Origin of the sequence: Tardiphaga sp. 172_B4_N1_3 (assembly GCF_052076035.1) — a bacterium.
Classification (GTDB): domain Bacteria; phylum Pseudomonadota; class Alphaproteobacteria; order Rhizobiales; family Xanthobacteraceae; genus Tardiphaga; species Tardiphaga robiniae.
The window spans coordinates 2,419,305-2,446,158 of sequence record NZ_CP197238.1; the positions used below are offsets into that span (position 1 = coordinate 2,419,305).

The following is a 26,854-nucleotide window of genomic DNA, read 5'->3' on the forward strand; positions in this document are numbered from 1 at the left end:
GGGATGTTGTCGGAGCTCGACAACGCCCTACTCTTCCGGTGCGTTCTCGATCGGATCGAACCGGTCGTGTTCGAGACCGAGCAAGTTCCACGATTGCAGCATATGCGGCGGCAGCGGCGCCGTCGCGTCGATCACGCCGCCGCGCGGATGCGGGATCACGATGCGGCGCGCCAGCAGATGCAAACGCTTCTGAATGCCGCCCGGCAACTGCCAGTTCTCGATGTTGAAATATTTCGGGTCGCCGACGATGGCGTGGCCGATATGCGCCATATGCGCGCGCAACTGATGCGTACGCCCCGTCACCGGCTTCAGCGACACCCAGGCGAGTTTCTGCGCCGAGGTCTCCACCACGGCGTAATAGGTCACCGCATGGCTTGCGCCCTCGTCGCCATGTTTGGCGACGCGCATGATGGTGTCTTCTTCGTTTTCTTCCTTCGCCAGGTAGGTCGAGATGCGGCCCTGCTTCGGCTTCGGTACGCCGGCAACCAGCGCCCAATAGATCTTTCGTGCGGAGCGTTCGCGGAACGCACCGGTGAGCTTGGTCGCCGCAAAACGCGTCTTGGCGATCAGCAGGCAGCCCGACGTTTCCCGGTCGAGACGATGCACCAGGCGCGGCTTCTGTCCCTTGGCGTCGCGCATCACCTCCAGCATCATGTCGACGTGACGCGTCATGCCCGAGCCGCCCTGCACCGCGAGACCGGCCGGCTTGTTCAGCACCATGACGTCGGCGTCCTCGTAGATCGTCATCTCCTTGAGCGCCTGCAGAGTTTTGTTGGCAGCCTCCGAGAGTTCACCGACGACCTTCGGCGCATCGAGCTTCAGCGGCGGAATGCGGACGGTCTGTCCCTCTTCCAACCGATCCTTGCTGTCAGCACGCTTGCCGTTCACGCGCAGCTCGCCTTTGCGGACGATGCGCTGGATATGGGAGAATGACAGGCCGGGGAAATGCGCTTCGAGAAAGCGATCGACGCGCATGCCGTTCTCGTCAGGCGTGACGATGACGTTCTGCACGGCGGTAGGCAGCGGCGCTGGCGCGACTTCCGGCTTCGCCGGTTCTTCATCGAGATAAGGCGCGGGCATCCGCGGCTCACGCAGCGGCGCGTTGCCATAACGCGGCGCGGCCTTACCGCCCGGACGCGAACCGGAAGGACGCGCGCTTGGCGGACGCTTGCCGGCCGGACGCTCGGACCGCTGCGGCGCATCGAAGCGCTCGGCTCGTTCGGCACGCTGAGGGCGTTCGGATCGCTCGGCACGTTCCGGCCGCTCGGCCCACTCGGAGCGTTCACTGGCACGCGCACGCGGCGGACGCGCACTCATCGGGCGATCGCTGCTCACGCGGCCAGCCTTGCCGAATGACGGCCGCTCGCCCTTCGACGGGGCGGCTTTGGAGGTAGCACCCTTCGGCGCGGCGCCCTTGCCACGCGGCGCCTTGCTACGCTCACCACCGGGACCACGCTTGGCGAGAGGCTTCTTGTCGCGACGGCTCATGATTGTCTCTCGTTCCTCAGTCTGGTCCAGTAATCCAGCCGCTTGCGAATCTCGCGTTCGAACCCGCGCTCCGGCGGATCATAGAAGGTCTGCCGCCCCAAGGCTTCCGGGAAATAGTCTTGCCCGGAGAAACCTTCTGGCGTGTCGTGGTCATATTGATACCCGTCACCATAGCCTTCGGACTTCATCAGCTTGGTCGGCGAGTTCAGGATGTGCTTCGGTGGCAGCAGCGAGCCGCCCTCTTTCGCAGCCCGCATCGCGGCCTTGTAGGCCATATAGGCGGCATTCGATTTCGGCGCAGTGGCGATGTAGATCACCGCCTGCGCGATGGCGAGTTCGCCTTCGGGATGGCCAAGAAAATCATAGGCGTCCTTGGCGGCATTGCAGACCACCAGCGCCTGCGGATCGGCGAGACCGATGTCCTCCACCGCCATCCGCACCACGCGGCGCGCCAGGAACAGCGGATCCTCGCCAGCATCGAGCATGCGGCACAGGTAATACAGCGCTGCGTCGGGATCGCTGCCGCGCACCGACTTATGCAGCGCCGAGATCAGATTGTAATGGCCATCGGCCGACTTGTCGTAGATCGGCGCACGGCGTTGCAGGATGTCCTGCAGTTGCGCGGCATTGAAGATCTCATTGGTCCGCGCGGCGCGCCAGACTTCTTCCACCAAAGTCAGTGCAGCACGGCCATCGCCATCGGCCATGCGCACCAGTACGGCGCGCGCCTCCGCATCGAGCGGCAATGTGCGGCCGACGACGCTCTCCGCATGCGCGAACAGTTTTTCGATGGCGGCCGCATCTAGCGACTGGAACACCAGCACGCGCGCGCGCGACAGCAAAGCGGCGTTGAGTTCGAATGACGGGTTCTCGGTGGTGGCGCCGACCAGCACCACAGTGCCGTCTTCCATCACCGGCAAGAAAGAATCCTGCTGCGCCTTGTTGAAGCGATGCACCTCGTCGACGAACAGCAGCGTGCCCTTGCCCATCTCGCGGCGGGCGCGCGCGGCTTCGAACACTTTCTTCAGATCGGCAACACCGGAGAACACCGCTGAAATCTGCTCGAACTGCAACTCAGTGGCATCGGCCAGCAGGCGCGCGACGGTGGTCTTGCCGGTGCCGGGCGGCCCCCAGAACACCAGCGAGCCCAATGTCCGCGTTTCCAGCATGCGCGTCAGCGCACCATCGGGCCCGAGGATGTGATCCTGCCCGACCACATCGGACAGCACGCGCGGCCGCAACCGCTCCGGGAGCGGACGCGGCGCGTCCTGCTCCAGCCCGGCTGCGGCAAACAGGTTTGCAGAAGGCGTGGGTTGTTTCGGGCTCATCCGCCGAGTGTAACGTTGATCTGCTGACCGCCGCGCACCACTACGATGCGCCACAGCCGCGCGCCCTCGCGCGTCACCTTGTCGAGATCGCTGGTCTTGCCGATCTTGGTGCCGTTGACCGCGATGATCAGGTCGCCCTTCTGGAAACCGACGCCAGCCGCTGTGGCCGTATCGGTCAGCTCTGTAATGACAACGCCTTCGGTGCTGGAATCCAGCCGCAACTCGTCGGCAACGGCCGGCGAGATATTGGCGACCTTGGCGCCCTGGAATGGCGAACGTGCCGTCAGCGTGATCTCGTCACGACCCGTATCGGGCGCAGCCTCGAGCGCAACGGTCAACTTCACCGGCTTGCCACTACGTTGTGCATCGAGCTGCGCAGTGCCGCCGAGCGGCCGCGTCGCGAAGCGATATTCGAACGCATTTGGATCCTCGATGGCCTGGCCATCGATGGCAGTCACGAGATCGGAGACCTTGAGGCCGGCCTTCGCAGCCGGGCTGTTCGCGGTGACGTTGACGACCAGCGCGCCGGATGGCGTCTTGAGCCCGAGCGTCTCGGCGATCTCAGGCGTGATGTTCTGCAGCCGCGCGCCGAGCCACGGACGCTTCACGGCCTTGCCACCTGATTTGGCGGAGGCAACGACGACGCGCACCATATTCGCTGGGATCGCAAAGCCGATACCCTGCGAACCGCCGGAGCGCGAGAAGATCGCGGTGTTCACACCAACCAGCTTGCCGGTCATGTCGACCAGCGCGCCACCAGAATTGCCGGGATTGATCGCAGCGTCGGTCTGGATGAAGAACTGATAGTCGGTGATGCCGACCTGCGTGCGCGCAAGTGCCGACACGATGCCGTGGGTCACGGTCTGGCCGACGCCGAACGGATTGCCGATGGCGAGAACGACATCACCAACCAGCAGATCGTCGGAGTTGGAGAAATCCAGCGTCGGGAATTTCTCTTTCGTATCCTTGATGCGCAGCACTGCCAGATCGGTGCGGCTGTCCTTCAGCACGATCTCGGCCTCGAACTCACGCTTGTCCGCCAGTGACACCTTCACCTGGTCGGCGCCTTCGATGACGTGGTTGTTCGTAACGACGAGGCCCGATGCGTCGACCATCACACCCGAACCGAGCGAACGCTGCATCTGCTCCGGCTGCATGCCCTGGCCGCCGAAGAAGCGGCGGAACACCGGATCGTCCAGCAACGGATTGCGATTCTGCACCGTCTTGGCCGCATAGACATTCACCACGGCCGGCTGCACCCGCTGCACGATCGGCGCGTAGGACAGCTTCATTTCCGTGGGCGAAGTCGGGACCCGGCGATCTTGTGCAACAGCCGGCGCGAGTGCGGACGACAGGACAATGGCGCACAGAGCGGAAGCGGTCGCGGCGTTGCGGAAAAATGGGATCATCGGGGCCTCTTTGAGGAAATCGCGGCGAATATAGGCTGCTGAGCGGGGCAATAGAAGGGCGGGAACTAGCTTGCGTCCGCCGGCACATCCTTGTTCTCCGCCGGCGCTTTTTTGCGCGGCTGGGGCGATGCGGCAGCGACCGACTTCTGGCGCATCTTGTGCGCATCCCCCCACGCCTTGAGGGCGTCGATGACCGGGCGCAATCCGAGCCCGGTTTCCGACAGTGCATATTCGACCCGCGGCGGGACCTCGGCATAGACCGTCCGGACGATCAGCCCATCCTCCTCGAGCGCGCGCAGCTGCTTGGTCAGCATGCGCTGGGTGATCCGCGGCATCAGCTTGCGCAGCTCGCCGAAACGCAGCCGCCCCTGCTGCAAATGATACAGGATCACGCCCTTCCATTTGCCGTCGATCAGATCGAGCGTCACCTCGACCGGACAGCCCGGCCCATTGCCGAAATCACGCCGTTTCATCGCAAATACCCAATAGTATCCATTCGGTGACTATATCCCTGAAATGACAGTACTTGCAATTATTGTCGCCTCGGGACACCTCTTCGGGACATTCCCGCCAGGAGCATGGAGCGCACCCAATGAAGGCAGTCGGCTACACCAAATCCCTCCCGATCGACGCCGCTGACGCGCTGGTCGATTTCGAGGCTCCGAAGCCCGAACCGACCGGTCGCGATATCCGCATATCGGTAAAGGCGATCTCGGCCAATCCCGTCGATTTCAAGGTGCGCAAGCGCGCGGCGCCGCCGGCCGGCGAAACCAAGATCCTCGGCTATGACGCCGCCGGCGTCGTCGATGCTGTCGGCCCCGACGTCACGATGTTCAAGCCGGGCGACGAGGTGTTCTATGCCGGCTCGATCCAGCGCCAGGGCACCAATGCCGAGTTCCATCTGGTCGATGAGCGCATTGTCGGCCGCAAGCCCTCCTCGCTTTCCTTCGCACAGTCTGCGGCGCTGCCGCTCACCGCGATCACGGCGTGGGAATTGCTGTTTGACCGACTCGGCGTCGCGCCTGGCAAGAGCCACGATCCACGCACGCTGCTCATCATGGGTGGCGCCGGCGGTGTCGGTTCCATTCTCATCCAGCTTGCACGCCGCCTCACCGGCCTCACGGTCGTGGCAACGGCCTCGCGGCCTGAGACGATCAAGTGGTGCCTGGATCTCGGCGCACACGCGGTGATCAATCACAGCAAGCCGCTGAAGGAGCAGATCGACGCGTTGAAACTGCCGCCGGTCTCACTCGTCGCCAGCCTCACGGGGACGGAGCAACACTACAAAGCGCTTGCCGATCTGATCGCACCGCAGGGCAAGCTCGGACTGATCGACGATCCCGTTGAATTCAACATGTCCGCGTTCAAGGGCAAGGCCGTATCGGTGCACTGGGAATCCATGTTCACGCGATCGTCATTCCAGACGCCTGACATGATCGCGCAGCATTACCTCCTCAACGACGTCGCGGATCTCATCGACAAGGGCGTGCTGCGCACGACGCTCGACAAGACCTTCGGCACCATCAACGCCGCGAATCTCAAGCGCGCGCATGCGCTGCTCGAATCCGGCAAGTCGCACGGCAAGATCGTGCTCGAAGGCTGGTGATCACGAAGCTGCTACCTACGAAATTCCCGCCTGAAGACACCTACGACAACAGAGCGCATCCATGGATGCGTTCTTCTCGTACAATAGCTAATTAAGATAGCTAATTATCTAAATCGCTTGTGATCAAAAAGCGACACAGCGGTGTCGTTCACCACAATGCGATGCGGGTTTTACAGAACTGTCGCAAAGCTTACCTAGTTTGCCCGCGAGCTCAACGGTAGCTCGCTTGTAAAATGAGAACGCCCCCTGGCGAGAGCCTCCGGACGTTCTCTTTCGCAAGATCACAAACACAGATCCATACGCGTCCATCACCCGTGGAGCAATTCGCGGGGCGTGTCGGATTTTGTCTTCTACAGGGGTACTCCATGTCTTTCACGACACACAAAATCCTGGGCACGCTCGGCGTGATCGGCGCGCTGGCCGCAGGCCCGGCACATGCGCAGTCATCGAATGACGAGATCGCCGTATTGAAAGCGCAGCTCCGCGCGCTGGAAAAGAAGCTCGATAACGTTCAGAAGCAGGCGAATACCACGCAAAAGCAGACGGAATCGGTCAAGCAGAACTTCGCGAATGCCAACGCTGCCATACACAAGAAGGCTGTGCCCTTCATCAACGCGAACCTGACGATGCCCGGCAACCGTCCGACCTTCTGCACCGACGACGGTCTGAACTGCATCGCCATCACCGGCCGTCTGCACCTCGACACCGCCGCCTATTCGTTCTCGCCGAAGTCCGCCGGCACCAGTCCCCAGAGCGTGAATGACGGCATCAACGCCCGTCGTGCCCGCCTCGGCCTGATCGGAACCTTCAACAAGGATTGGGAATACGGCGTGATTGTCGATGCCGGCGGTACCACCGATGGCGATGTCACGCTCAACAACGCCTATGTCGCCTATAAGGGCGTCAAGGGCCTGTTGATCCAGGGCGGTTACATCGACGTCCCTTATACGCTGGACGAAGCGACCAGCTCGAACAACATCATGTTCATGGAACGCGCAGCTTCGCAGGTTCTCGCGACCAGCCTCGCGGCAGGCGACAACCGCGCCGCGTTCGGTGGTCAGGTATTCGGCGATCAATACTGGGTCGGCGCTTACGTGACCGGTCCGACGACCGGCCTCAACGTCAATCACAGCCAGCCGCAGCCGCTCGGCGCCACCTTCCGCGCCGTCGGTCTGCCGATCAACAACGAAGTCGGCACAGTCCTCGTCGGTTTCGACGCGCTGTATCTCGCCCAGACCGGTGGTGTGACCAACAACACGCTCGGCATGTCCGATCGCATCGAAGTTCGCGTCGATCCGGCAACTAACGCATTGCTCAACACCGGCACCATGAACTTCGTGAACAATGCCCGTGTGCTGAGCGGTGAAGCCGCCGTCAAGTTCGGCAGCTTCATGGCATCGGGCGAATACTTCGACTACAACATCCAGCGCAGCAACGGTCTGTCCGACCTGAGCTTCAATGGCGGTTACGGCCAGGCCAGCTACGTCATCACCGGCGAACAGCACAAGTACAACACATCGGCCGGTGCCTTCGGCGGCATCAACCCGGCCCGTCCGGTCAACTTCGCAACCGGCGATCTCGGTGCGTGGGAACTGGCGGTGCGCTACAGCTATGCCAGCCTGAATGACGGCGTCATTCGCGGCGGTGAGCTGAAGAACACCACGGTTGGCGTAAATTGGTATGTGAACCAGAACATGCGCTTCATGTTTAACTGGATCCACGGCACCGTCGACAAGTTCGCCGTCAACAGCAACGTGAACACCGGTGCCGACTATGACGCGTTCGCGATGCGCACTCAGGTGGCCTTCTAAGCGCACGCATCGTCTCCGCGGTCTCGCGGCATGACGTCCTCAACGAATAAAGGCGGCGCTTCGGCGCCGCCTTTTATCTTTGCGGGGCGCAGGCTTATGCGATGGTCTGGACGATCCCGCCTTCCGCGCGCAACGCTGCGCCGTTGGTGACCGATGCCTCCTTCGACGAGACATAGACGACCATGTTCGCGATCTCCTCGACGGTGGCGAAGCGCTGGATCAGCGACGTCGAGCGGTGCTGCTTGACGAAGTTGGAAGCCGCCTCTTCGACCGATTGCCCGTTCTGTTTGGCGAGATCCTTGACGAAGGTCTCCACGCCTTCCGACATGGTCGGTCCGGGCAGCACGGAATTGACCGTCACGGCCGTGCCCTTGGTGAGCTCCGCGAGGCCACGCGAGATCGCGAGCTGTGCTGTCTTCGTCATCCCGTAGTGGATCATCTCGCCGGGAATGTTCAGTCCGGACTCCGATGAGATGAAAACGATGCGGCCCCAGTTGCGCTTCAGCATGCCCTGCATGTAGGCGCGCGACAGACGGATGCCCGACATCACATTGACCTCGAAGAAGCGCGTCCAGTCCTCATCGGGAATATCGAAGAAACCCTTGGGCTCGAAGATGCCCGCATTGTTGATGAGGATATCGACCTCGGGAAGTGCCGACGCAAGCGCGTTGCAGCCCTCCGCTGTCGACACGTCGGCAGCGACGCCTGTCACCCTGGCCCCGGGCACGGCCTTGGTGATTGCGGCGATTGCCGCGTCCACCTTGCCCTGACTGCGGCCGTTCACAACAACCTGAGCGCCAGTGGCGGCCAGGCCCTTGGCAATGGCGTGACCAATGCCCGAGGTTGAGCCCGTCACGAGTGCTGTCTTGCCCGTCAGATCGATCTTCATATGCGTACTCCCGTTTGAATGACGGAGCTGATATCGGAACGCGGATTGAAAGATGCAACTGCATTCAAAAGACGAAAGCACAACAAAAAAGCGGCGCACAAGGCGCCGCTTTTCCGAAAATCTGATGTGACGTGGCTTACGCCGCTTCGGACGTGCCCTGTACCGGGCCCGAATCCTTGCCCTTGGCGTCTTCGTCGCGATCGACGAATTCGATCAGAGCCATCGGGGCGTTGTCGCCGTAGCGGAAGCCGGCCTTGATGATGCGGGTGTAGCCACCCTGACGATCAGCGTAGCGCTTGGCCAGCACGTCGAACAGCTTGCGAACCTGATCCTGGTCCTTCATCTCGCTGATAGCCTGGCGACGCATGTGGAGGCCGCCCTTCTTGCCGAGGGTGACGAGCTTCTCCACGATCGGGCGGAGCTCCTTGGCCTTCGGAAGCGTGGTGATGATCTGCTCGTGCTTGATCAGCGACGCGCACATGTTGGCGAACATCGCCTTGCGATGTTCTGCGGTGCGGTTGAGCTTGCGATGAACCTTGCCGTGACGCATTGGAATATTCCTTATATTTCAGTTTGCCGCGACGGTTCGTCGGACATCATGTTGCAGGTGGGCTGCCTGCGTTCGCCCATAACGCCATGGCCGGGTTAGACCCCGGCCACGCCGCTCGTGATGCTCAGTAGTGATCTTCGAAGCGCTTGGCCAACTCGTCGATATTTTCCGGCGGCCAACCGGGCACTTCCATGCCGAGGTGCAGACCCATCTGGGCGAGCACTTCCTTGATTTCGTTCAGCGACTTGCGGCCGAAGTTCGGAGTGCGGAGCATTTCTGCTTCCGACTTCTGAACGAGGTCGCCGATGTAAACGATGTTGTCGTTCTTCAGGCAGTTTGCCGAACGCACCGAGAGCTCGAGTTCGTCGACCTTCTTGAGGAAAGCCGGGTTGAAAGCGAGATCCGGAATGACTTCCTGAGCAACTTCCTTGCGGGGCTCTTCGAAGTTCACGAACACGTTGAGCTGGTCCTGCAGGATGCGCGCGGCATAAGCGACCGCGTCATCCGGCGTCAACGCGCCGTTGGTCTCGATGGTCATCGTCAGCTTGTCGTAATCGAGGATCTGGCCCTCGCGGGTGTTCTCGACCTTGTACGACACCTTGCGAACCGGCGAGTACAGGCTGTCGATCGGGATCAGGCCGATCGGCGCGTCTTCCGGACGGTTATGTTCGGCAGCGACGTAGCCCTTGCCGCCGGCAACGGTGAATTCCATGCGGATCTCGGCGCCCTCGTCGAGGGTGCAGATCTGCAGGTCGGGATTGAGAACGGTCACATCGCCGACAGTCTGAATGTCGCCGGCGGTCACGACGCCCGGGCCCTGCTTCTTCACGACCATGCGCTTCGGGCCTTCGCCCAGCATCTTGATCGAGATGTCCTTCACGTTCAGCACGATGTCGGTGACGTCTTCACGCACGCCGGCAATCGAGGAGAATTCATGCAGCACGCCGTCGATGTGCACCGACTGCACGGCAGCGCCCTGCAGCGAGGACAGCAGGATGCGGCGGAGTGCGTTACCGAGGGTCTGGCCGAAACCGCGCTCGAGCGGTTCGGCAACCAGGGTCGCAAAACGGGTAGGATCGCTGCCAGGGGTTACCTGCAGCTTGTTCGGCCGGATAAGTTCTTGCCAATTTTTCTGGATCGTCACTGTGTCACCCATGCCATCAAACTCACTGGCGTTGGAGATCGCGGATCAGTCCGCGTAAGTCGCATCGCAAAAGCGATCGCGGGCAGCCGAGCCACCCGCGATCAAAAAGTATTAAACGCGCCGACGCTTGCGCGGGCGGCAACCGTTGTGCGGGATCGAGGTCACGTCGCGGATCGAGGTGACCGTGAAGCCCGCGGCCTGCAGAGCGCGGAGAGCCGATTCACGACCCGAACCCGGACCGCCGACTTCGACTTCCAGCGTGCGCATGCCGTGTTCCTGCGCCTTCTTCGACACGTCTTCAGCAGCAACCTGCGCTGCATACGGGGTCGACTTACGCGAGCCCTTGAAGCCCATCGTGCCAGCCGACGACCAGGCAATCGTGTTGCCCTGCGCGTCGGTGATGGTGATGGTCGTGTTGTTGAACGACGAATTCACGTGCGCGATGCCCGATGCAATGTTCTTGCGCTCGCGGCGACGAATACGTCCGGCTTCCTTTGCCATCTCTAACCTTTCTGAGGATCTCAACGCCGCCGTAATGCCAGCGGCTACACCAAAAAATAATTGCAGAAGCGGATGATCATCCGCTTCCGCAAACTCGTATTCGAAAGCTTACTTCTTCTTGCCGGCGATCGACTTGGCCGGGCCCTTGCGGGTGCGCGCATTGGTATGCGTGCGCTGGCCACGAACCGGCAGACCGCGACGATGACGCAGGCCACGATAGCAGCCGAGGTCCATCAGACGCTTGATATTCATGCCCGTCTCGCGACGAAGATCGCCCTCGACCAGATAGTCGCGGTCGATGACTTCACGGATCTGCAGAACTTCCGCGTCGCTGAGCTGATTGACGCGGCGCTCCGGAGTGATCTTCACCTTCTCGATGATATCGGCGGCGTTCTTCTGGCCGATGCCATGAATGTACTGCAGCGCGATCAGCACGCGCTTGTTGGTCGGGATGTTTACACCGGCGATACGGGCCACAACTTCTCTCCTGTCACCAGTCCATCACGAACCGGCATTATCATCATTTGTCGGGCGGGTATTCACAAACGCGAACACGACGCCCGTCCCCTGGATTTCAGTGGGGCCCGGCATCGTTGGAATCTTCCGACTGGATGAGGGCCTTATTAAAGTATTCGACTTCGTTTCGTCAACCTGCTCTAGCGTTTGACGCGCTTTTTGCCGGCTTTCTTGGCCACTTTACCGGCCTTCTTGGCTGGCTTTTTGACCGACTTGCTGGTTTTGGCCTTCGAAGCCGATTTTACAGCCTTTTTGGCTGCTTTTACCGCCTTTTTGACCGTTTTCTTGACAGTCTTCTTTACGGCTTTCTTGGCCGCCTTTGCCTTCTTGGCGACCTTAACCGGCGCCTTCTTGGCCTTCTTGACGGCCTTCACAGCTTTTTTGGCCGATTTAGCCGCTTTCGTGGCCGGAGCAGATCCACGCTTGGCGGCAGCAGCCTTCTTGGCGGGCTTGCGGGCCGGCTTCTTCGCCGACTCATCGGCGGCGAGAATCGCTGCCAGCACGCGGTTGATCTCAGCGGTTACCTCTTCGATGGTCATCATGCCATCGATGGTCACCAGCTTCCGCTTCTCCGAATAATAATGCACCAGCGGCTCGGTCGAGGTGCGGTAGCTCGCCAAACGCTTCGACAGCACTTCCGGCGTATCGTCGATGCGCACGGTCTCGCCGCGCTCCATCATCTGCGCGACACGGGCTTCGACACGCTGCAACAGCGCGCTCTCATTGACGCGGAGCTCAACGGCAGCATCGAGATGAAGCCCCTTGGACTTCAGCAGTGCGTCCAGCGCTTCAGCCTGCGGCACGGTACGCGGGAAGCCGTCGAGGATAAAGCCGTTGGCGGCATCCGGCAGCTCGATGCGATCCGAGATGATCCCGATCACAATATCATCGGGCACCAGGCCGCCAGCGGCCATGATATCCTTGGCCTTGAGGCCAACTTCGGTCTCGGCAGCCACGGCAGCACGCAGCATGTCACCGGTGGACAGCTGAACGATGTTGTGACGCTCGACAAGACGATGTGCCTGAGTTCCCTTGCCCGCCCCCGGCGGCCCGAGAAGAATCAACCTCATTTGCGCCGGCCCCTCAGCTTCGACTTGCGGATCAAACCTTCATACTGGTGCGCCAGCAGATAGCCCTGCACCTGCGCCACAGTGTCCATGGTGACGCTGACCACGATCAGCAGCGACGTGCCGCCGAAGTAGAACGGCACCGACGCATAGGAGATCAGGATCTCGGGGATCAAGCAGACCACGGCGAGATAGGCAGCGCCAAGTACAGTGATGCGCGAGAGCACATAGTCGATGTATTCTGCGGTCCGCTCACCAGGACGAATACCTGGGATGAAGCCGCCGTGCTTCTTCAGATTGTCGGCAGTCTCGGTCGGGTTGAACACGATCGCCGTATAGAAGAACGCGAAGAACACGATCAGCGACACATACATGATCAGGAACAGCGGACGGCCATGGCTGAGCTGCGTGGTCAGCCACTGGAACCACTCCGGCCCCTTCCCTGCATTGAAGCTTGCGATGGTCGCCGGCAGCAACAGCAGCGATGACGCGAAGATCGGCGGGATCACGCCCGAGGTGTTGAGCTTCAGCGGCAGATGCGAGGACTGGCCCTCGAACATCTTGTTGCCGACCTGACGCTTCGGATACTGGATCAGCAGGCGGCGCTGGGCGCGCTCCATGAACACGATGAAGGCGATCACGACCACGGCCATCACGATAACGACCAGGATCAGACCGGTCGACAGTGCGCCCTGACGACCCAGTTCGAGCATATTGGCGATCGCCGACGGGAGCTCCGCCACGATGCCGGCCAGAATGATCAGCGAGATGCCGTTGCCGATGCCGCGCGAGGTGATCTGCTCACCCAGCCACATCAAGAACATCGTGCCGCCGGTCAGCGTGACCGAGGTCGAGATCAGGAAGAACATGCCGGGTTCGCTGACGACATTGCCTGCGCCCTGCAGACCCGCCGCAATGGCATAGGACTGGAATGCAGCGAGGATGACAGTCAGGTAACGGGTATACTGGTTCAGCGTCTTGCGGCCCGCCTCACCCTCTTTCTTGAGAGCTTCGAGCTGGGGCGACACGGTGGTCAGCAGCTGAATGATAATCGATGCCGAAATATACGGCATGATGTTCAGCGCAAAAATCGCCATGCGGTTGATGCCGCCGCCCGCGAACATGTTGAACATGCCGAGGATGCCGCCGGCCTGCTGCTTGAACACCTGCTCCCACGCGGCCGGATCGATGCCGGGCAGCGGAATATAGGTGCCGAGCCGATAAACAAGCAGCGCACCCAGTGTGAACCAGATGCGCTTCTTCAGTTCATCGGCCTTGCCGAGGGCCGAAAAGTTGAGGTTTGCTGCTAATTGCTCTGCTGCAGAGACCATGTTTGGCTTTCTCCCGCGCCCCTTTCGCCATCATGCCCCGAAAGAGCGGGGCATGCAGCGGAGGCCGGACATTATTTGGTGCTCGGCATTGATAAAATCTACTGCCACATCACGCAAGGCCGCCCACAGACGCAGGCGATGCCGCAGATGTTACGCAGCTTCGCCGTCGGCCTTCTTCGGCGCGATGATCTTCACCGAACCGCCAGCCTTCTCGATGGCTTCGATCGCCGTCTTGGTGGCGCCGTGCACTTCGATGTTGATCTTGGCCTTGATCTCGCCACGGCCGAGAACACGCACACCAGCCTTCGAGCGGCGCAGAACGCCAGCCTTCACCAGCGATTCAGCGTTGATCACGGCCTTGATGTCGATGGTCTTCGCATCGATCGCGTCCTGGAGGCGGTCCAGGTTGATCTCGGCGTAATCGAGACGGAAGATGTTGTTGAAGCCGCGCTTCGGCAGACGACGATGCAACGGCATCTGGCCGCCCTCGAAGCCCTTGATGCGGACGCCCGAACGTGCGGTCTGGCCCTTGCCGCCGCGGCCCGCGGTCTTGCCCTTGCCGGAGCCGATGCCACGGCCGACACGCATACGCTTCTTACGGGAGCCGGCGTTATCGGCGATATCGCTGAGCTTCATCGTTCTTTTCCCTGTTTCGCCCTGTCTTCCCGAGGCTTACCGGCAGATCCGGACCTCGAAGGTCAACAGTGTCATCCCTGCGGCAACCTGGCGGCCGCAGTGAGACGACGTGAACTTACTTATCCTCGACCACGCGGACGAGGTGCTGCACTTTGGTGATCATGCCGCGAACTTCAGGAGTGTCCTGCAATTCGCTGACGCGACCGATCTTGTTGAGCTTGAGGCCGATCAGCGTAGAACGCTGCGAGTGGTGCCGGCGAATTGCGCTGGCGACCTGCTCGACCTTGATCATCTTTGCGGCCTTGGCCATCGTGATAACTCCAAAAAGTCTTTTTAGAGGGCATGATCCTTATCAGAAAAGTGGAGATCCAATTTTCCGAATCATGCCTGTTATTCGGCAACCAGCTCGGCGTCACCGCCAACGCGGCGCGACTGCAGGGTGGACACCTTGATGTTGCGGCGAGCAGCAACCGAACGCGGCGAATCCTGATGCTTCAGCGCGTCGAAAGTGGCGCGAACCATGTTGTAGGGATTCGACGAACCGATCGACTTGGCCACCACGTCCTGGATACCCAGCGTTTCGAACACAGCGCGCATCGGACCGCCGGCGATGATGCCGGTACCAGCTGGAGCGGCACGCAGATACACGCGACCCGCGCCATGACGGCCAGCGATGTCGTGATGCAGCGTGCGACCTTCGCGCAGAGCGACGCGCGTCAGGTTGCGCTTGGCCGACTCGGTTGCCTTGCGGATTGCTTCCGGAACTTCACGGGCCTTACCGTGACCGAACCCGACCCTGCCCTTCTGATCGCCAATGACGACCAGAGCTGCAAAGCCGAAGCGCTTACCGCCCTTGACGACCTTCGCCACACGATTGATGTGGACGAGCTTGTCGACGAACTCACTATCACGCTCTTCCCGGGGGCCCCGGTCGCGTCCGCCGCGTTCGCGTTCACCTGCCATGGTGTTTTCCAATCCTTGCGAAGCTTTCGCTTCTAACCCTGTGTCCGTTCAAATCTGCAACTTGCAAATCAACGAAAGTGAAATCGCTTAGAAGCTGAGCCCGCCTTCGCGAGCCGCATCTGCCAGCGCCTTGACGCGGCCGTGGTACAGATACTGACCACGGTCGAACACCACTTCCTTGACGCCATTCTTGACCGCGCGCTCTGCCAGCAGCTTGCCGACAGCCTGCGCCGCATCGACGTCCGCACCGGTCTTGCCGGTTTCGCGCATCGCCTTCTCCAGCGACGACGCGGAAGCGAGCGTCTCGCCCTTCAGGTCGTCGATGACCTGCGCGTAGATGTGCTTCGACGAGCGGAAGATCGACAGGCGCGGACGGCCATTGGCAGTCCGGCGGAGCGAGAGCCGCACGCGTTGCTTGCGCCGGGCATTCGTAATCTTGAGTTTCGACATGACCGGCTCCGTTACTTCTTCTTGCCTTCCTTGCGGAAGATAAACTCGTCGGAATAACGTACGCCCTTGCCCTTATAGGGCTCCGGCGGACGATAGCTGCGGATCTCCGCTGCTACCTGACCGACGCGCTGCGAGTCGTTGCCGGCGACGTTGATCTCGGTCGGCTTCGGCACCGTGATGGTGATGCCTTCCGGGATCGCGTAGACGACATCGTGGCTGTAACCGAGCGCCAGCTGCAGGTTCTTACCCTGCAGGGCCGCACGATAACCGACGCCGGTGATCTCGAGCTTCTTCTCGAAACCCTTGGTAACGCCTTCGAGCAGATTCGCGATCTGCGCGCGAGCGGTACCGTACAGTGCGCGAGCGCGGTTGGTTTCGACGCGAGGAGCAACCTTGATTGCGCCCTCTTCCATCTTCACCACCACGTCGTCGTGCACGACGAACTGAAGAGCGCCCTTGGGGCCCTTCATCTTGACGGTCTGGCCTTCGACGGACGCGGTAACTCCCGCGGTCACCGCCACTGGCTTCTTGCCAACTCGTGACATGACTGATCCTTCCTCAGAACACCGTGAAGAGAACTTCACCGCCCACATTCGCGTCGCGCGCGTCGTGGTCGGCCATAATTCCCTTGGGCGTCGACAAAACGGAGATACCGAGGCCGTTCTTCACGCGCGGCAGGTTCTTCACCGAGACGTAAACGCGACGTCCTGGCTTCGAAACACGCTCGATTTCGCGGATGACCGGTTCGCCATCGAAATACTTGAGTTCGATCTCGAGTTCCGAACGGCCCGACGAATGCTCGACGCTGGCGAAGCCACGGATGTAGCCTTCGTTCTTCAGCACTTCGAGCACGTTGGCGCGCATCTTGGAGCCCGGGGTCGAAACCTTGGACTTGGTACGCATCTGCGCATTGCGGATACGAGTGATGAGATCGCTGATTGGATCGTGGGTCGACATGTTCCGCCCCCCTTACCAGCTGGACTTCACGAGCCCGGGAACCAGGCCCTTCGAGCCCAATTCACGCAGCGCGATACGGCTGAGCTTGTTGATACGATAGACCGAATGCGGACGACCGGTGATTTCGCAACGGTTCATGATCCGAACGGGCGACGAATTGCGCGGAAGCTCGGCGAGCTTCAGCGTTGCGGCGAACCGCTCTTCCATCGGCTTGGTCTTGTCGGCGATGATGGCCTTGAGACGCGCGCGCTTCGGCGCAGCGTTCGCGGACATCTTCTTCCGACGGTTGTTCTTCTCGATCGAACTCTTCTTTGCCATGCTTGGCTCCTGGGTTACCGCGTTTGAGAAGCTTTTCAGCTACTCACTGCCGGAACGGGAAATTGAAAGCGGTCAACAAAGCGCGGGCCTCGTCGTCGGTGCGCGCAGTGGTGCACACCGTGATGTCCATGCCCAGCGGCGTATCCCCGGCCTTGTCGAAATCGATTTCCGGGAAAATGATGTGCTCTTTGAGACCGAGCGAGTAGTTGCCACGGCCGTCGAAGCTCTTGGCGTTCAGGCCACGGAAATCTCGCACGCGCGGCAGAGCGACGTTCACCAGACGATCGATGAACTCGTACATCTTCGTCTTGCGGAGAGTCACCTTGGCGCCGATCGGCTGGTTTTCACGCAGCTTGAAGGTCGCGATAGCAACGCGCGAATAGGTCACGATGGCCTTCTGACCGGCGATCAGCGACAGGTCGCTGGCAGCGGTTTCGGCCTTCTTGCGGTCGTTCACAGCTTCGCCAACGCCCATGTTCAGGACGATCTTGTCGAGGCGCGGAACCTGCATGACGTTTTCGTAGCCGAACTGTTCAGTCAGCTTGGCACGAATGGACTTGTCGTATTCGACGCGCAGGCGCGGAATGTAGACGGTCTCAGACATCGATCTCTGCTCCCGAACGCTTGGCGATACGCACCTTGGTGCCATCAGCCTGGATCTTGAAACCAACGCGAGTCGGCTTGCCGTCCTTGCCGACGATCGCGATGTTGGACAGTTGGATCGGCGCCTCTTTCGAGATGATGCCGCCTTCCTGTGCCTGGGTCTGCTTCTGGTGACGCTTGACCAGGTTGACGCCGCGAACCAGCGCCTTGCCCTCGGTCGGGCGCACTTCAAACACTTCGCCGGTACGGCCCTTGTCGCGACCGTTCAGCACGATGACCTTGTCACCCTTGCGAATTTTGGCAGCCATTACAGCACCTCCGGCGCAAGCGAAATGATCTTCATGTGGTTCTTGGCGCGCAGCTCACGCGGCACGGGCCCGAAGATACGGGTACCGATCGGCTCGGACTGATTGTTGATCAGCACGGCAGCGTTGCGATCGAAGCGGATGACAGAGCCATCCGGGCGGCGAATGTCCTTGCGGACGCGCACGACGACCGCCTTCATGACGTCGCCCTTCTTCACCTTCCCACGTGGGATGGCTTCCTTGATCGATACGACAATTACGTCGCCAACGGATGCATAACGGCGCTTGGATCCACCAATCACCTTAATGCACATGACACGGCGTGCGCCTGAATTATCGGCCACGTCGAGGTTGGTCTGCATCTGAATCATTGATGCACCTCGTCCTCTGTTTATGCGCTAATGCGCGATTTTTAGGCAGTCTTCTTCTGTTCGCCCCGGACAACCGTCCAGTGCTTCAGCTTCGACATCGGCTTGCTCTCTTCGATCCACACCATGTCGCCCGGCTTGAACTCGTTGTTCTCGTCGTGGGCATGGTAATTTTTCGAACGGCGAATGGTCTTCTTGTAGATCGGGTGCGTAAAGCGACGGTCAACGCGAACAACAACCGTCTTGGCTTGCTTGTCGCTGACGACCACGCCCTGCAGAGTACGTTTCGGCATGTTCGGCCCCTTACTTCGACTTACCGTCGCGCTTCTGCGCGGCGATGGTCTTGATTCGTGCAATATCACGACGCGCCTCACGAAGGCGAGAGGTGTTTTCCAGCTGCCCGGTGGCGCGCTGGAAGCGCAGGTTGAAACGCTCCTTCTTCAGATTGAGGACGGCGTCGTCCATCTGATCGGGGCTCATTGCGCGGATATCGCTGGTTTTCATTTCGGCCATGGCTCTACTCCGCAATGCGCGTAACGAAACGCGTCTTGATCGGCAGCTTGGCGGCAGCGAGGGTCATCGCTTCCTTGGCAATCTGCGTGGTGACACCGTCGATCTCGAAGATCACTCGGCCTGGCTTGACGCGCGCAACCCACAGTTCCGGAGTACCCTTGCCGGAACCCATTCGGACTTCAGCGGGCTTCTTCGAAACCGGAAGATCCGGGAACACCCGGATCCAGACGCGGCCGGCACGCTTCATGTGACGGGTCAGCGCGCGACGGGCAGCTTCGATCTGACGCGCGGTCAGACGTTCCGGCGCCATTGCCTTCAGGCCGAACTGACCGAAAGCCAGCGTGGCGCCCGAAGTCGCAACGCCGTGGATCCGGCCCTTATGCGCCTTCCGGAACTTGGTCTTCTTTGGTTGCATCATGGCTTACGCCCTCAAACCTTCTAATTAAACGCTCAAGCAGCGTCGCGACGCGGCCGGGAATTGTCACCCTCGGCCATGCGCTTGTCCTGAGCCATCGGATCGTGCTCGAGGATTTCGCCCTTGAAGATCCAGACCTTGACGCCGCAGGTGCCGAACGTCGTGAACGCGGTGGCTACGCCGTAATCGATATCCGCACGCAGCGTGTGCAGCGGCACGCGACCTTCGCGATACCATTCCATACGCGCGATTTCCGCACCGCCCAGACGACCCGAGCAGTTGATACGAATGCCTTCGGCGCCCAGACGCATGGCCGACTGCACTGCCCGCTTCATCGCACGGCGGAACGCAACGCGGCGCTCGAGCTGCTGTGCAATCGACTCGGCGACCAGGGTCGCATCGAGCTCCGGCTTGCGGATTTCGACGATGTTGATGACCACGTCCGACGAGGTAATGTCGGCAACCTTCTTGCGAAGCTTGTCGATGTCGGCGCCCTTCTTGCCGATCACGACACCCGGACGAGCCGACTGGATCGTGACGCGGCACTTCTTGTGCGGGCGCTCGATGATGATCTTGGCGACAGCAGCCTGCTTGAGCTCCTTATGCAGGATCTCGCGGATCTTGACGTCTTCGTGCAACAACTTGCCGTATTCGTTCTTGCCGGCATACCAACGTGAATCCCACGTACGGTTGATGCCAAGACGCAGACCGATTGGATTGATCTTCTGACCCATCTTATTCTCCTGCGCCTGCTTACGCTGCTGCTTCTGCTTCGACCTGACGAACGACAATCGTCAGCTGCGCAAACGGTTTAAAGATACGGCCCGAACGGCCACGGCCGCGCGGACTGAAACGCTTCATCACGATGCCCTTGCCGACATGCGCCTCGGAGACGATCAATGCGTCAACGTCGAGGTCATGGTTGTTCTCGGCGTTGGCAATAGCCGATTCAAGGCACTTCTTCACGTCGACCGCGATCCGCTTGCGCGAGAACTGCAGGTCGGCGAGTGCAGCCGAAGCCTTGCGGCCGCGGATCATCTGCGCAACCAGGTTCAGCTTCTGCGGGCTCACGCGCAACATGCGGGCGATCGCCTTGGCCTCGTTATCCGGGAGGCTCCGTTCGCGCTTTGGCTTGCTCATGACTTAGTCCTCAGCCCTTCTTGGCTTTCTTGTCGCCGGCGTGGCCATGGAAGGTACGGGTCGGCGAGAATTCGCCGAACTTGTGACCAACCATTTCCTCGTTCACAGCGACAGGTACATGCTTCTGGCCGTTGTAAACGCCGAAGGTGAGACCCACGAACTGCGGCAGGATCGTGGAGCGACGGCTCCAGATCTTGATCACATCATGACGACCAGACGAACGAGCGGCATCTGCCTTCTTGAGCAGCGAACCCTCGACGAACGGGCCTTTCCAGACTGAACGAACCATGTCCGGCGATCCTTACTTCTTCCGCTTGTGGCGGCTGATGAGAATGAACTTGTTGGTCGACTTGTTCGACCGGGTCTTCTTGCCCTTGGTCGGCTTGCCCCAGGGCGTAACCGGGTGACGACCACCCGAGGTACGACCTTCACCACCACCGTGCGGATGGTCGATCGGGTTCATGACGACGCCGCGGTTATGCGGACGCCAGCCGAGCCAGCGGGTACGACCGGCCTTGCCGATCGAGATGTTCATGTGATCCGGGTTCGACACAGCGCCGATGGTGGCGGTGCAACGACCGTGAACCAGGCGCTGTTCGCCCGAGTTCAGACGGATGATCACGTAATCATGGTCACGACCGACGAGCTGGGCATAGGTGCCGGCGGAACGAGCGATCTGGCCGCCCTTCCCGATCTTCATCTCGACGTTGTGGATGATCGTACCGATCGGCATGTTGCCGAGCGGCATGACATTGCCCGGCTTCACGTCGACATAGCTGCCGGCGATGACGGTATCGCCAACGGCCAGACGCTGCGGCGCCAGGATATAAGCCTGCTCGCCATCGGTGTACTTGATCAGCGCGATAAACGCGGTGCGGTTCGGATCGTATTCCAGACGCTCGACCACGGCCGGAACGTCGACCTTGGAACGCTTGAAGTCGACGATACGATAGGACTTCTTGTGGCCACCGCCACGGAAGCGCACCGTGATGCGACCGGTGTTGTTACGACCGCCAGCCGAGTGCTTGCCTTCGGTCAGAGCCTTGACAGGCTTGCCCTTGTACAGCGCGGAACGATCCACCATGACCAGCTGACGCTGGCCGGGTGTCGTTGGGTTGAATGTCTTAAGTGCCATCGTTGATCGCCCTTACAGTCCGGTCGTAACGTCGATGCGGTGGCCCTCTTCGAGGGTCACGATCGCACGCTTGACGTTCGACTGTGAACCGAGGTTGCCACGGAAGATCTTCGTCTTGCCCTTGCGAACCAGCGTGTTCACGCTCTTTACCTTGACGTCGAACAGCTTTTCGACGGCTTCCTTGATCTGCGGCTTGGTGGCCTTGCCGTCGACCTTGAAAACAACCTTGTTGAATTCAGAAGCGACAGTGGCCTTTTCCGTCACCACAGGGGCGACGATCACGTCGTAATGGCGCGGGTCGATATTCTTCATTTGAAGCGCGCCTCCAACGCATCAAGCGCCGCCTTGGTCAGAACCAGCTTCTGACGACGCAGAATGTCATAGACGTTGATGCCCTGGATCGGCAGCACGTCGATGTTCGGAATGTTACGGGCCGCCTGAGCGAAACCGACATGAACCTCGGCGCCATCGATGATCAGCGCGTTGGTCAGGCCGAGACCCGTGAAGTGACCGAGCAGAGCCTTGGTCTTGGCGGCTTCCAGGTTGGCGTTCTCGATCACGATCAAGCCGCCGTCCTTGGCCTTCGCCGACAGAGCATGCTTCAGCGCGAGTGCACGGACCTTCTTCGGCAGATCGAACGCATGGGAGCGAACGACCGGACCGAAGGCACGACCACCGCCGCGGAACTGCGGAACGCGAGCCGAACCGTGACGAGCACCGCCGGTGCCCTTCTGCTTGTACATCTTCTTGCCGGTGCGCCAGATTTCGGCGCGGCCCTTGGCCTTGTGGTTGCCCGACTGGCGCTTTGCGAGCTGCCAGTTGACGCAACGCTGGATGATATCGGCGCGCGGATCGAGACCGAAGATGGCATCCGACAGCTCGATCGAGCCGGCGTCCTTGCCCTCAAGCGTGGTGACGTTCAGTTTCATCTCACGCTCCTTCCTGCTCGGCCGCAGGTGCTTCAACGGTCGCACCCTCTCCTGCCAGCTTGAACTTGCCGGGCTTCGGCGCGTCCTTCGGCAGAGCCTTCTTCACCGCATCGCGAACCGAAATCCAACCGCCCTTGGAGCCGGGAACGGCACCTTCGACGAGGATCAGGCCGCGCTCGACATCAAGCTGCACGACGCGCAGGTTGAGCGTGGTGATACGATCGACACCCATGTGACCGGGCATCTTCTTGTTCTTGAAGGTCTTGCCGGGATCCTGACGACCACCGGTCGAACCGATCGAACGATGCGAAACCGACACACCGTGCGTGGCGCGAAGACCGCCGAAATTCCAGCGCTTCATACCACCGGCGAAGCCCTTACCGACCGAGGTGCCGGTGACATCGACGAACTGGCCAACCACGAAGTGGTCTGCCTGGATCTCGGCGCCGACCGGGATCAGCGCGTCTTCCGACACGCGGAATTCCGCGACCTTCCGCTTGGGTTCAACCTTGGCGACCGCGAACTGGCCGCGTTCAGCCTTGGGCAAATAAACGGTCTTGCGCGAGCCCGATCCGAGCTGCAGCGCGACGTAACCGTTCTTCTCGCTGGTGAGGTGGCCAACCACCTGGCAGTTACCCAGCTTGAGCACGGTCACAGGGATATGTTCACCGGCGTCTGTGAAGACCCGGGTCATCCCGACCTTTTGTGCGATCACTCCGGAGCGCATCGGCGTGCTTCCTGTTCTTTCTGTCCGTTTGACCGGACGGGACCTAAATACTTAGAGCTTGATCTCGACGTCGACACCGGCGGCCAGGTCGAGCTTCATCAAAGCATCGACTGTCTGCGGGGTCGGATCGACGATATCGAGAAGACGCTTATGGGTGCGCATCTCGAACTGCTCGCGGCTCTTCTTGTCGACGTGCGGCGAACGGTTGACCGTGAACTTCTCGATGCGCGTCGGCAGCGGGATGGGTCCACGGACCTGTGCACCCGTGCGCTTCGCGGTGCTCACGATCTCACGGGTCGATGCATCGAGGATACGATGATCGAACGCCTTGAGACGAATGCGGATATTCTGGCCGTTCATTGCCGTGTCTTTCTTTGAAAGCGAATGGTTGTTGCGAGTAGCGAGTAGCGAGACCCGCTACTCACGACTTCCTGTTCGCGTCCTTACTCGATGATGCTAGCGACGACGCCTGCACCGACGGTGCGGCCGCCTTCACGGATGGCGAAGCGCAGCTTCTCTTCCATCGCGATCGGCACGATCAGGTGCACTTCCATGGCGATGTTGTCGCCCGGCATCACCATTTCGGTGCCTTCCGGCAGATGCACCACACCGGTCACGTCGGTGGTGCGGAAGTAGAACTGCGGACGGTAGTTGGTGAAGAACGGCGTGTGACGGCCACCCTCTTCCTTGGTGAGGATGTAGGCCTCGGCCTTGAACTTGGTGTGCGGCTTCACCGAACCCGGCTTGCACAGCACCTGGCCGCGCTCGACGTCTTCACGCTTGGTGCCGCGCAGCAGCGCGCCGATGTTGTCGCCGGCCTGGCCCTGATCGAGCAGCTTGCGGAACATTTCAACGCCGGTGCAGATCGTCTTCTGCGTGGCGCGGATGCCGACGATTTCGATTTCCTCGCCGACCTTGACGATGCCGCGCTCGACGCGGCCGGTCACGACCGTGCCACGGCCCGAGATCGAGAACACGTCTTCCACCGGCATCAGGAACGGCTGGTCAACCGGACGCTCCGGCTGCGGGATGTAGCTGTCGACATTCTTCATCAGTTCGAGAATGGCGTCGTGACCGAGCTTCTGGTCCGAGTTTTCGAGAGCGGCCAGCGCCGAACCCTTGATGATCGGAATGTCATCGCCCGGGAAGTCGTACTTCGACAGCAGTTCGCGAACTTCCATTTCCACGAGCTCGAGCAGCTCCGGATCGTCGACCATGTCGCACTTGTTCAGGAACACGACCAGCGCGGGAACGCCGACCTGGCGGGCGAGCAGGATGTGCTCGCGGGTCTGCGGCATCGGGCCGTCAGCGGCCGACACGACCAGGATGCCACCGTCCATCTGCGCGGCGCCGGTGATCATGTTCTTCACATAGTCGGCGTGGCCGGGGCAGTCGACGTGGGCGTAGTGGCGGTTGGCGGTCTCGTATTCGACATGCGCGGTCGAAATGGTGATGCCGCGGGCCTTTTCCTCGGGCGCCTTGTCGATCTGGTCGTAAGCGGTGAACGTGGCACCGCCCGTCTCTGCCAGCACCTTTGTGATCGCCGCCGTCAGCGACGTCTTGCCGTGGTCAACGTGACCGATCGTACCAATATTGCAGTGCGGCTTGTTACGTTCAAATTTTGCTTTGGCCATGACTCTCTCCGTTTAGTCGTCAACTGTCGCTAACGACAATCAGGCAAACTTCTTCTGGACTTCTGCCGACACATTGGCCGGCGCTTCCGCGTAGTGATCGAATGACATCGAGAACGTTGCACGACCCTGGCTCATCGAGCGCAGCGTGTTCACGTAACCGAACATGTTCATGAGCGGCACCATCGCGTTGATGACGTTGGCGTTGCCGCGCATGTCCTGACCCTGGATCTGACCGCGCCGCGAGTTCAAGTCGCCGATGACCGAACCGGTGTAGTCTTCCGGGGTCACGCATTCGACCTTCATGATCGGCTCGAGCAGAACGGACTTGCCCTTCTGCAGCGCGTCGCGGAGTGCCGCGCGCGAAGCAATTTCGAAGGCCAGTGCCGACGAGTCGACGTCGTGATAGGCGCCGTCAACCAGCTGGACATGAACGTCGACCACGGGGAAGCCCGCGACCACGCCCGAGGTCATGACGCTGTTGAGACCCTTTTCGACGCCGGGGATGTATTCCTTCGGAACCGAACCACCGACGACCTTGGATTCGAACACGAAGCCCGAACCCGGCTCGCCCGGCTCGACCACGAACTTGACGCGGGCGAACTGGCCGGTACCACCGGTCTGCTTCTTGTGGGTATAGTCGACTTCAGCGCGCTTCGTGATCTTCTCACGGAACGCCACCTGCGGTGCGCCGATATTCGCGTCGACCTTGTAGGTACGGCGCAGAATGTCGACCTTGATGTCGAGATGGAGTTCGCCCATGCCCTTCAGGATGGTCTGGCCGGACTCGTGGTCGGTCGACACGCGGAACGACGGATCTTCTGCAGCGAGCTTCGCCAGAGCGACGCCCAGCTTTTCCTGGTCGGCCTTGGACTTCGGCTCGATCGCGATTTCGATCACCGGCTCCGGGAATTCCATGCGCTCGAGAATGACCTGCTTGTCCGGATCGCAAAGCGTGTCACCGGTGCGGGCTTCCTTGAGGCCAGCCAGAGCGACGATGTCGCCGGCAAAGGCTTCCTTGATGTCTTCGCGGTTGTTCGCATGCATCAACAGCATGCGGCCGATACGTTCTTTCTTCTCACGGGTCGAGTTCACGACACCGGTGCCGCTCTGCAGAACACCCGAATAGATGCGGCAGAACGTGATGGTGCCAACGAACGGATCGTCCATGATCTTGAATGCGAGCAGAGCCAGCGGCTCCTTGTCGTCCGCCTTGCGGAGGATCTCGTTGCCGTCTTCGTCCGTGCCCTTGATGGCAGGAACGTCAACCGGCGACGGCAGATAATCGACAACCGCGTCGAGCAAAGGCTGCACGCCCTTGTTCTTGAAAGCCGAGCCGCAGAGAACCGGGTAGAACGCGCCAGTCAGCACTGCCTTACGGATCAGACGCTTGAGGGTCGCCTCGTCCGGCTCGGTGCCGTCGAGATAAGCAGTCATCGCCTCATCGTCGAGTTCGACGGCGGCTTCGAGCAGCTTCTCGCGATATTCCTTGGCCTTCTCGACTAGGTCAGCCGGAATGTCGACGGTCTCGTACTTCGCGCCGAGGGCCTCGTTGTTCCAGATATAGGCCTTCATGATCACGAGATCGACCATGCCGACGAAGTCGTTCTCCGCGCCGATCGGCAGCTGGATTGCAACGGGCTTCGCGCCGAGACGGTCGATGATGTCCTGCAGGCACTTGTAGAAGTCAGCGCCGGTCTTATCCATCTTGTTCGCGAAAACGATCCGCGGAACCTTGTACTTGTCGCCCTGACGCCAGACGGTTTCGGTCTGCGGCTCGACGCCCTGGTTGGAGTCGAGAACGCACACGGCGCCGTCGAGCACGCGCAGCGAACGCTCGACTTCAATCGTGAAGTCGACGTGGCCGGGGGTGTCGATGATATTCAGGCGATGGCCATTCCAGAATGCAGTGGTGGCAGCGGATGTGATGGTGATGCCACGCTCCTGCTCCTGCTCCATCCAATCCATCGTCGCGGCACCTTCGTGCACTTCGCCGATTTTGTGGCTCTTGCCGGTGTAATAGAGGATCCGCTCGGTCGTTGTCGTCTTACCGGCATCGATATGCGCCATGATACCGAAGTTACGGTAGTCCTCAATGGCATGTACGCGAGGCATGGGATGTTC

General features: G+C 60.8%; 36 protein-coding genes. 2 read left to right on the plus strand and 34 right to left on the minus strand.

Going from position 1 to position 26,854, the window contains the following annotated elements:
• Nucleotides 1-27 precede the first annotated feature (27 nt).
• From AB7783_RS11330 to AB7783_RS11345, 4 genes are all read right to left on the minus strand, one after another.
• Nucleotides 28-1,488, minus strand: coding sequence for an RluA family pseudouridine synthase (locus AB7783_RS11330; RefSeq protein ID WP_441277673.1), 1,461 nt, complete (start codon nucleotides 1,486-1,488; stop codon nucleotides 28-30).
• The gene (locus AB7783_RS11335; protein ID WP_441277674.1) at nucleotides 1,485-2,816 is read right to left on the minus strand and encodes a replication-associated recombination protein A; all 1,332 of its coding nucleotides are present in this window, start codon (nucleotides 2,814-2,816) and stop codon (nucleotides 1,485-1,487) included. The genes AB7783_RS11330 and AB7783_RS11335 overlap by 4 nt, the downstream gene beginning before the upstream one ends.
• Nucleotides 2,813-4,225, minus strand: a complete 1,413-nt coding sequence (locus AB7783_RS11340) for a DegQ family serine endoprotease (RefSeq protein WP_441277675.1) — start codon at nucleotides 4,223-4,225, stop codon at nucleotides 2,813-2,815. Before AB7783_RS11340 ends, AB7783_RS11335 begins: the two co-directional genes overlap by 4 nt.
• Nucleotides 4,226-4,290: 65 nt before the next feature.
• Nucleotides 4,291-4,698 carry a winged helix-turn-helix transcriptional regulator gene (locus AB7783_RS11345; RefSeq protein WP_175368423.1) on the minus strand — a complete coding sequence of 136 codons (408 nt, stop codon included), beginning with the start codon at nucleotides 4,696-4,698 and terminating at the stop codon, nucleotides 4,291-4,293.
• Between the two features lie 119 nt (nucleotides 4,699-4,817).
• On the opposite strand from AB7783_RS11345, the gene AB7783_RS11350 reads away from it, so the two are divergent.
• Both AB7783_RS11350 and AB7783_RS11355 read left to right on the plus strand, forming a co-directional pair.
• Nucleotides 4,818-5,831, plus strand: a complete 1,014-nt coding sequence (locus tag AB7783_RS11350) for a zinc-binding alcohol dehydrogenase family protein (protein ID WP_441277676.1) — start codon at nucleotides 4,818-4,820, stop codon at nucleotides 5,829-5,831.
• A gap of 365 nt (nucleotides 5,832-6,196) precedes the next feature.
• Nucleotides 6,197-7,642, plus strand: a complete 1,446-nt coding sequence (locus tag AB7783_RS11355; protein WP_441277677.1) for a porin — start codon at nucleotides 6,197-6,199, stop codon at nucleotides 7,640-7,642.
• A gap of 94 nt (nucleotides 7,643-7,736) precedes the next feature.
• On the opposite strand, the gene AB7783_RS11360 is transcribed toward AB7783_RS11355, so the two are convergent.
• The 30 genes from AB7783_RS11360 to fusA all read right to left on the minus strand — a co-directional run bounded on the left by AB7783_RS11360 (nucleotide 7,737) and on the right by fusA (nucleotide 26,845).
• Nucleotides 7,737-8,531, minus strand: a complete 795-nt coding sequence (locus AB7783_RS11360; RefSeq protein WP_441277678.1) for an SDR family NAD(P)-dependent oxidoreductase — start codon at nucleotides 8,529-8,531, stop codon at nucleotides 7,737-7,739.
• Between the two features lie 136 nt (nucleotides 8,532-8,667).
• Nucleotides 8,668-9,081: a 50S ribosomal protein L17 gene (gene rplQ / locus AB7783_RS11365; RefSeq protein ID WP_320444597.1), complete on the minus strand. Its 414-nt coding sequence runs from the start codon at nucleotides 9,079-9,081 to the stop codon at nucleotides 8,668-8,670.
• A 124-nt stretch (nucleotides 9,082-9,205) separates the two neighbouring features.
• Complete coding sequence (locus AB7783_RS11370) at nucleotides 9,206-10,237, minus strand: DNA-directed RNA polymerase subunit alpha (RefSeq protein WP_089268181.1); 1,032 nt, start codon at nucleotides 10,235-10,237, stop codon at nucleotides 9,206-9,208.
• Nucleotides 10,238-10,336: 99 nt separating this feature from the next.
• A complete protein-coding gene (gene rpsK, locus AB7783_RS11375) occupies nucleotides 10,337-10,726 on the minus strand; it encodes a 30S ribosomal protein S11 (protein ID WP_068731453.1) in 390 nt (129 codons plus the stop codon).
• A 108-nt stretch (nucleotides 10,727-10,834) separates the two neighbouring features.
• The gene (gene rpsM / locus AB7783_RS11380; RefSeq protein WP_068731455.1) at nucleotides 10,835-11,203 is read right to left on the minus strand and encodes a 30S ribosomal protein S13; all 369 of its coding nucleotides are present in this window, start codon (nucleotides 11,201-11,203) and stop codon (nucleotides 10,835-10,837) included.
• 179 nt (nucleotides 11,204-11,382) lie between these two features.
• The gene (locus tag AB7783_RS11385) at nucleotides 11,383-12,312 is read right to left on the minus strand and encodes an adenylate kinase (protein ID WP_441277679.1); all 930 of its coding nucleotides are present in this window, start codon (nucleotides 12,310-12,312) and stop codon (nucleotides 11,383-11,385) included.
• Nucleotides 12,309-13,640 (minus strand): preprotein translocase subunit SecY, encoded by a 1,332-nt coding sequence (gene secY / locus AB7783_RS11390; protein WP_089268179.1) that lies wholly within the window; start codon nucleotides 13,638-13,640, stop codon nucleotides 12,309-12,311. Before secY ends, AB7783_RS11385 begins: the two co-directional genes overlap by 4 nt.
• Nucleotides 13,641-13,790: 150 nt before the next feature.
• Nucleotides 13,791-14,276, minus strand: coding sequence for a 50S ribosomal protein L15 (gene rplO / locus AB7783_RS11395; protein ID WP_068731461.1), 486 nt, complete (start codon nucleotides 14,274-14,276; stop codon nucleotides 13,791-13,793).
• Between the two features lie 115 nt (nucleotides 14,277-14,391).
• The gene (gene rpmD, locus AB7783_RS11400; protein ID WP_068731463.1) at nucleotides 14,392-14,586 is read right to left on the minus strand and encodes a 50S ribosomal protein L30; all 195 of its coding nucleotides are present in this window, start codon (nucleotides 14,584-14,586) and stop codon (nucleotides 14,392-14,394) included.
• A gap of 80 nt (nucleotides 14,587-14,666) precedes the next feature.
• Nucleotides 14,667-15,239 carry a 30S ribosomal protein S5 gene (gene rpsE / locus AB7783_RS11405; RefSeq protein ID WP_068731465.1) on the minus strand — a complete coding sequence of 191 codons (573 nt, stop codon included), beginning with the start codon at nucleotides 15,237-15,239 and terminating at the stop codon, nucleotides 14,667-14,669.
• An 87-nt stretch (nucleotides 15,240-15,326) separates the two neighbouring features.
• Complete coding sequence (gene rplR, locus AB7783_RS11410) at nucleotides 15,327-15,689, minus strand: 50S ribosomal protein L18 (protein WP_068731467.1); 363 nt, start codon at nucleotides 15,687-15,689, stop codon at nucleotides 15,327-15,329.
• An 11-nt stretch (nucleotides 15,690-15,700) separates the two neighbouring features.
• Nucleotides 15,701-16,234 carry a 50S ribosomal protein L6 gene (gene rplF, locus AB7783_RS11415; protein ID WP_089268177.1) on the minus strand — a complete coding sequence of 178 codons (534 nt, stop codon included), beginning with the start codon at nucleotides 16,232-16,234 and terminating at the stop codon, nucleotides 15,701-15,703.
• 13 nt (nucleotides 16,235-16,247) lie between these two features.
• Nucleotides 16,248-16,646: a 30S ribosomal protein S8 gene (rpsH, locus tag AB7783_RS11420; protein WP_089268176.1), complete on the minus strand. Its 399-nt coding sequence runs from the start codon at nucleotides 16,644-16,646 to the stop codon at nucleotides 16,248-16,250.
• Nucleotides 16,647-16,658: 12 nt separating this feature from the next.
• Nucleotides 16,659-16,964, minus strand: a complete 306-nt coding sequence (gene rpsN, locus AB7783_RS11425) for a 30S ribosomal protein S14 (RefSeq protein WP_089268175.1) — start codon at nucleotides 16,962-16,964, stop codon at nucleotides 16,659-16,661.
• A 43-nt stretch (nucleotides 16,965-17,007) separates the two neighbouring features.
• Nucleotides 17,008-17,568: a 50S ribosomal protein L5 gene (gene rplE, locus AB7783_RS11430; RefSeq protein ID WP_120291946.1), complete on the minus strand. Its 561-nt coding sequence runs from the start codon at nucleotides 17,566-17,568 to the stop codon at nucleotides 17,008-17,010.
• Complete coding sequence (rplX, locus tag AB7783_RS11435) at nucleotides 17,561-17,875, minus strand: 50S ribosomal protein L24 (protein WP_068731477.1); 315 nt, start codon at nucleotides 17,873-17,875, stop codon at nucleotides 17,561-17,563. The genes rplE and rplX overlap by 8 nt, the downstream gene beginning before the upstream one ends.
• Complete coding sequence (gene rplN, locus AB7783_RS11440) at nucleotides 17,875-18,243, minus strand: 50S ribosomal protein L14 (protein WP_068731479.1); 369 nt, start codon at nucleotides 18,241-18,243, stop codon at nucleotides 17,875-17,877. The genes rplX and rplN overlap by 1 nt, the downstream gene beginning before the upstream one ends.
• Nucleotides 18,244-18,284: 41 nt before the next feature.
• Nucleotides 18,285-18,533, minus strand: a complete 249-nt coding sequence (rpsQ, locus tag AB7783_RS11445) for a 30S ribosomal protein S17 (RefSeq protein ID WP_089268173.1) — start codon at nucleotides 18,531-18,533, stop codon at nucleotides 18,285-18,287.
• 10 nt (nucleotides 18,534-18,543) lie between these two features.
• Nucleotides 18,544-18,753, minus strand: coding sequence for a 50S ribosomal protein L29 (gene rpmC, locus AB7783_RS11450; protein ID WP_089268172.1), 210 nt, complete (start codon nucleotides 18,751-18,753; stop codon nucleotides 18,544-18,546).
• A 4-nt stretch (nucleotides 18,754-18,757) separates the two neighbouring features.
• Entirely contained in the window at nucleotides 18,758-19,171 is a 414-nt protein-coding gene (rplP, locus tag AB7783_RS11455; protein ID WP_089268171.1) for a 50S ribosomal protein L16, read from the minus strand.
• A 32-nt stretch (nucleotides 19,172-19,203) separates the two neighbouring features.
• Nucleotides 19,204-19,902, minus strand: coding sequence for a 30S ribosomal protein S3 (gene rpsC / locus AB7783_RS11460; RefSeq protein WP_068731624.1), 699 nt, complete (start codon nucleotides 19,900-19,902; stop codon nucleotides 19,204-19,206).
• Between the two features lie 19 nt (nucleotides 19,903-19,921).
• Nucleotides 19,922-20,308, minus strand: a complete 387-nt coding sequence (gene rplV / locus AB7783_RS11465) for a 50S ribosomal protein L22 (protein ID WP_068731486.1) — start codon at nucleotides 20,306-20,308, stop codon at nucleotides 19,922-19,924.
• A gap of 10 nt (nucleotides 20,309-20,318) precedes the next feature.
• Nucleotides 20,319-20,597, minus strand: coding sequence for a 30S ribosomal protein S19 (gene rpsS, locus AB7783_RS11470; RefSeq protein WP_089268170.1), 279 nt, complete (start codon nucleotides 20,595-20,597; stop codon nucleotides 20,319-20,321).
• A gap of 12 nt (nucleotides 20,598-20,609) precedes the next feature.
• Nucleotides 20,610-21,443: a 50S ribosomal protein L2 gene (rplB, locus tag AB7783_RS11475; RefSeq protein ID WP_068731490.1), complete on the minus strand. Its 834-nt coding sequence runs from the start codon at nucleotides 21,441-21,443 to the stop codon at nucleotides 20,610-20,612.
• A gap of 12 nt (nucleotides 21,444-21,455) precedes the next feature.
• Nucleotides 21,456-21,755, minus strand: coding sequence for a 50S ribosomal protein L23 (locus AB7783_RS11480; RefSeq protein ID WP_068731492.1), 300 nt, complete (start codon nucleotides 21,753-21,755; stop codon nucleotides 21,456-21,458).
• A complete protein-coding gene (rplD, locus tag AB7783_RS11485; protein WP_089268169.1) occupies nucleotides 21,752-22,372 on the minus strand; it encodes a 50S ribosomal protein L4 in 621 nt (206 codons plus the stop codon). Before rplD ends, AB7783_RS11480 begins: the two co-directional genes overlap by 4 nt.
• A 1-nt stretch (nucleotide 22,373) precedes the next feature.
• A complete protein-coding gene (gene rplC, locus AB7783_RS11490; protein ID WP_068731496.1) occupies nucleotides 22,374-23,099 on the minus strand; it encodes a 50S ribosomal protein L3 in 726 nt (241 codons plus the stop codon).
• Between the two features lie 51 nt (nucleotides 23,100-23,150).
• Entirely contained in the window at nucleotides 23,151-23,459 is a 309-nt protein-coding gene (gene rpsJ, locus AB7783_RS11495) for a 30S ribosomal protein S10 (protein WP_013166261.1), read from the minus strand.
• Between the two features lie 83 nt (nucleotides 23,460-23,542).
• The gene (tuf, locus tag AB7783_RS11500; protein WP_184517871.1) at nucleotides 23,543-24,733 is read right to left on the minus strand and encodes an elongation factor Tu; all 1,191 of its coding nucleotides are present in this window, start codon (nucleotides 24,731-24,733) and stop codon (nucleotides 23,543-23,545) included.
• Between the two features lie 39 nt (nucleotides 24,734-24,772).
• Nucleotides 24,773-26,845 (minus strand): elongation factor G, encoded by a 2,073-nt coding sequence (gene fusA, locus AB7783_RS11505; RefSeq protein ID WP_089268268.1) that lies wholly within the window; start codon nucleotides 26,843-26,845, stop codon nucleotides 24,773-24,775.
• Nucleotides 26,846-26,854: the final 9 nt, after the last annotated feature.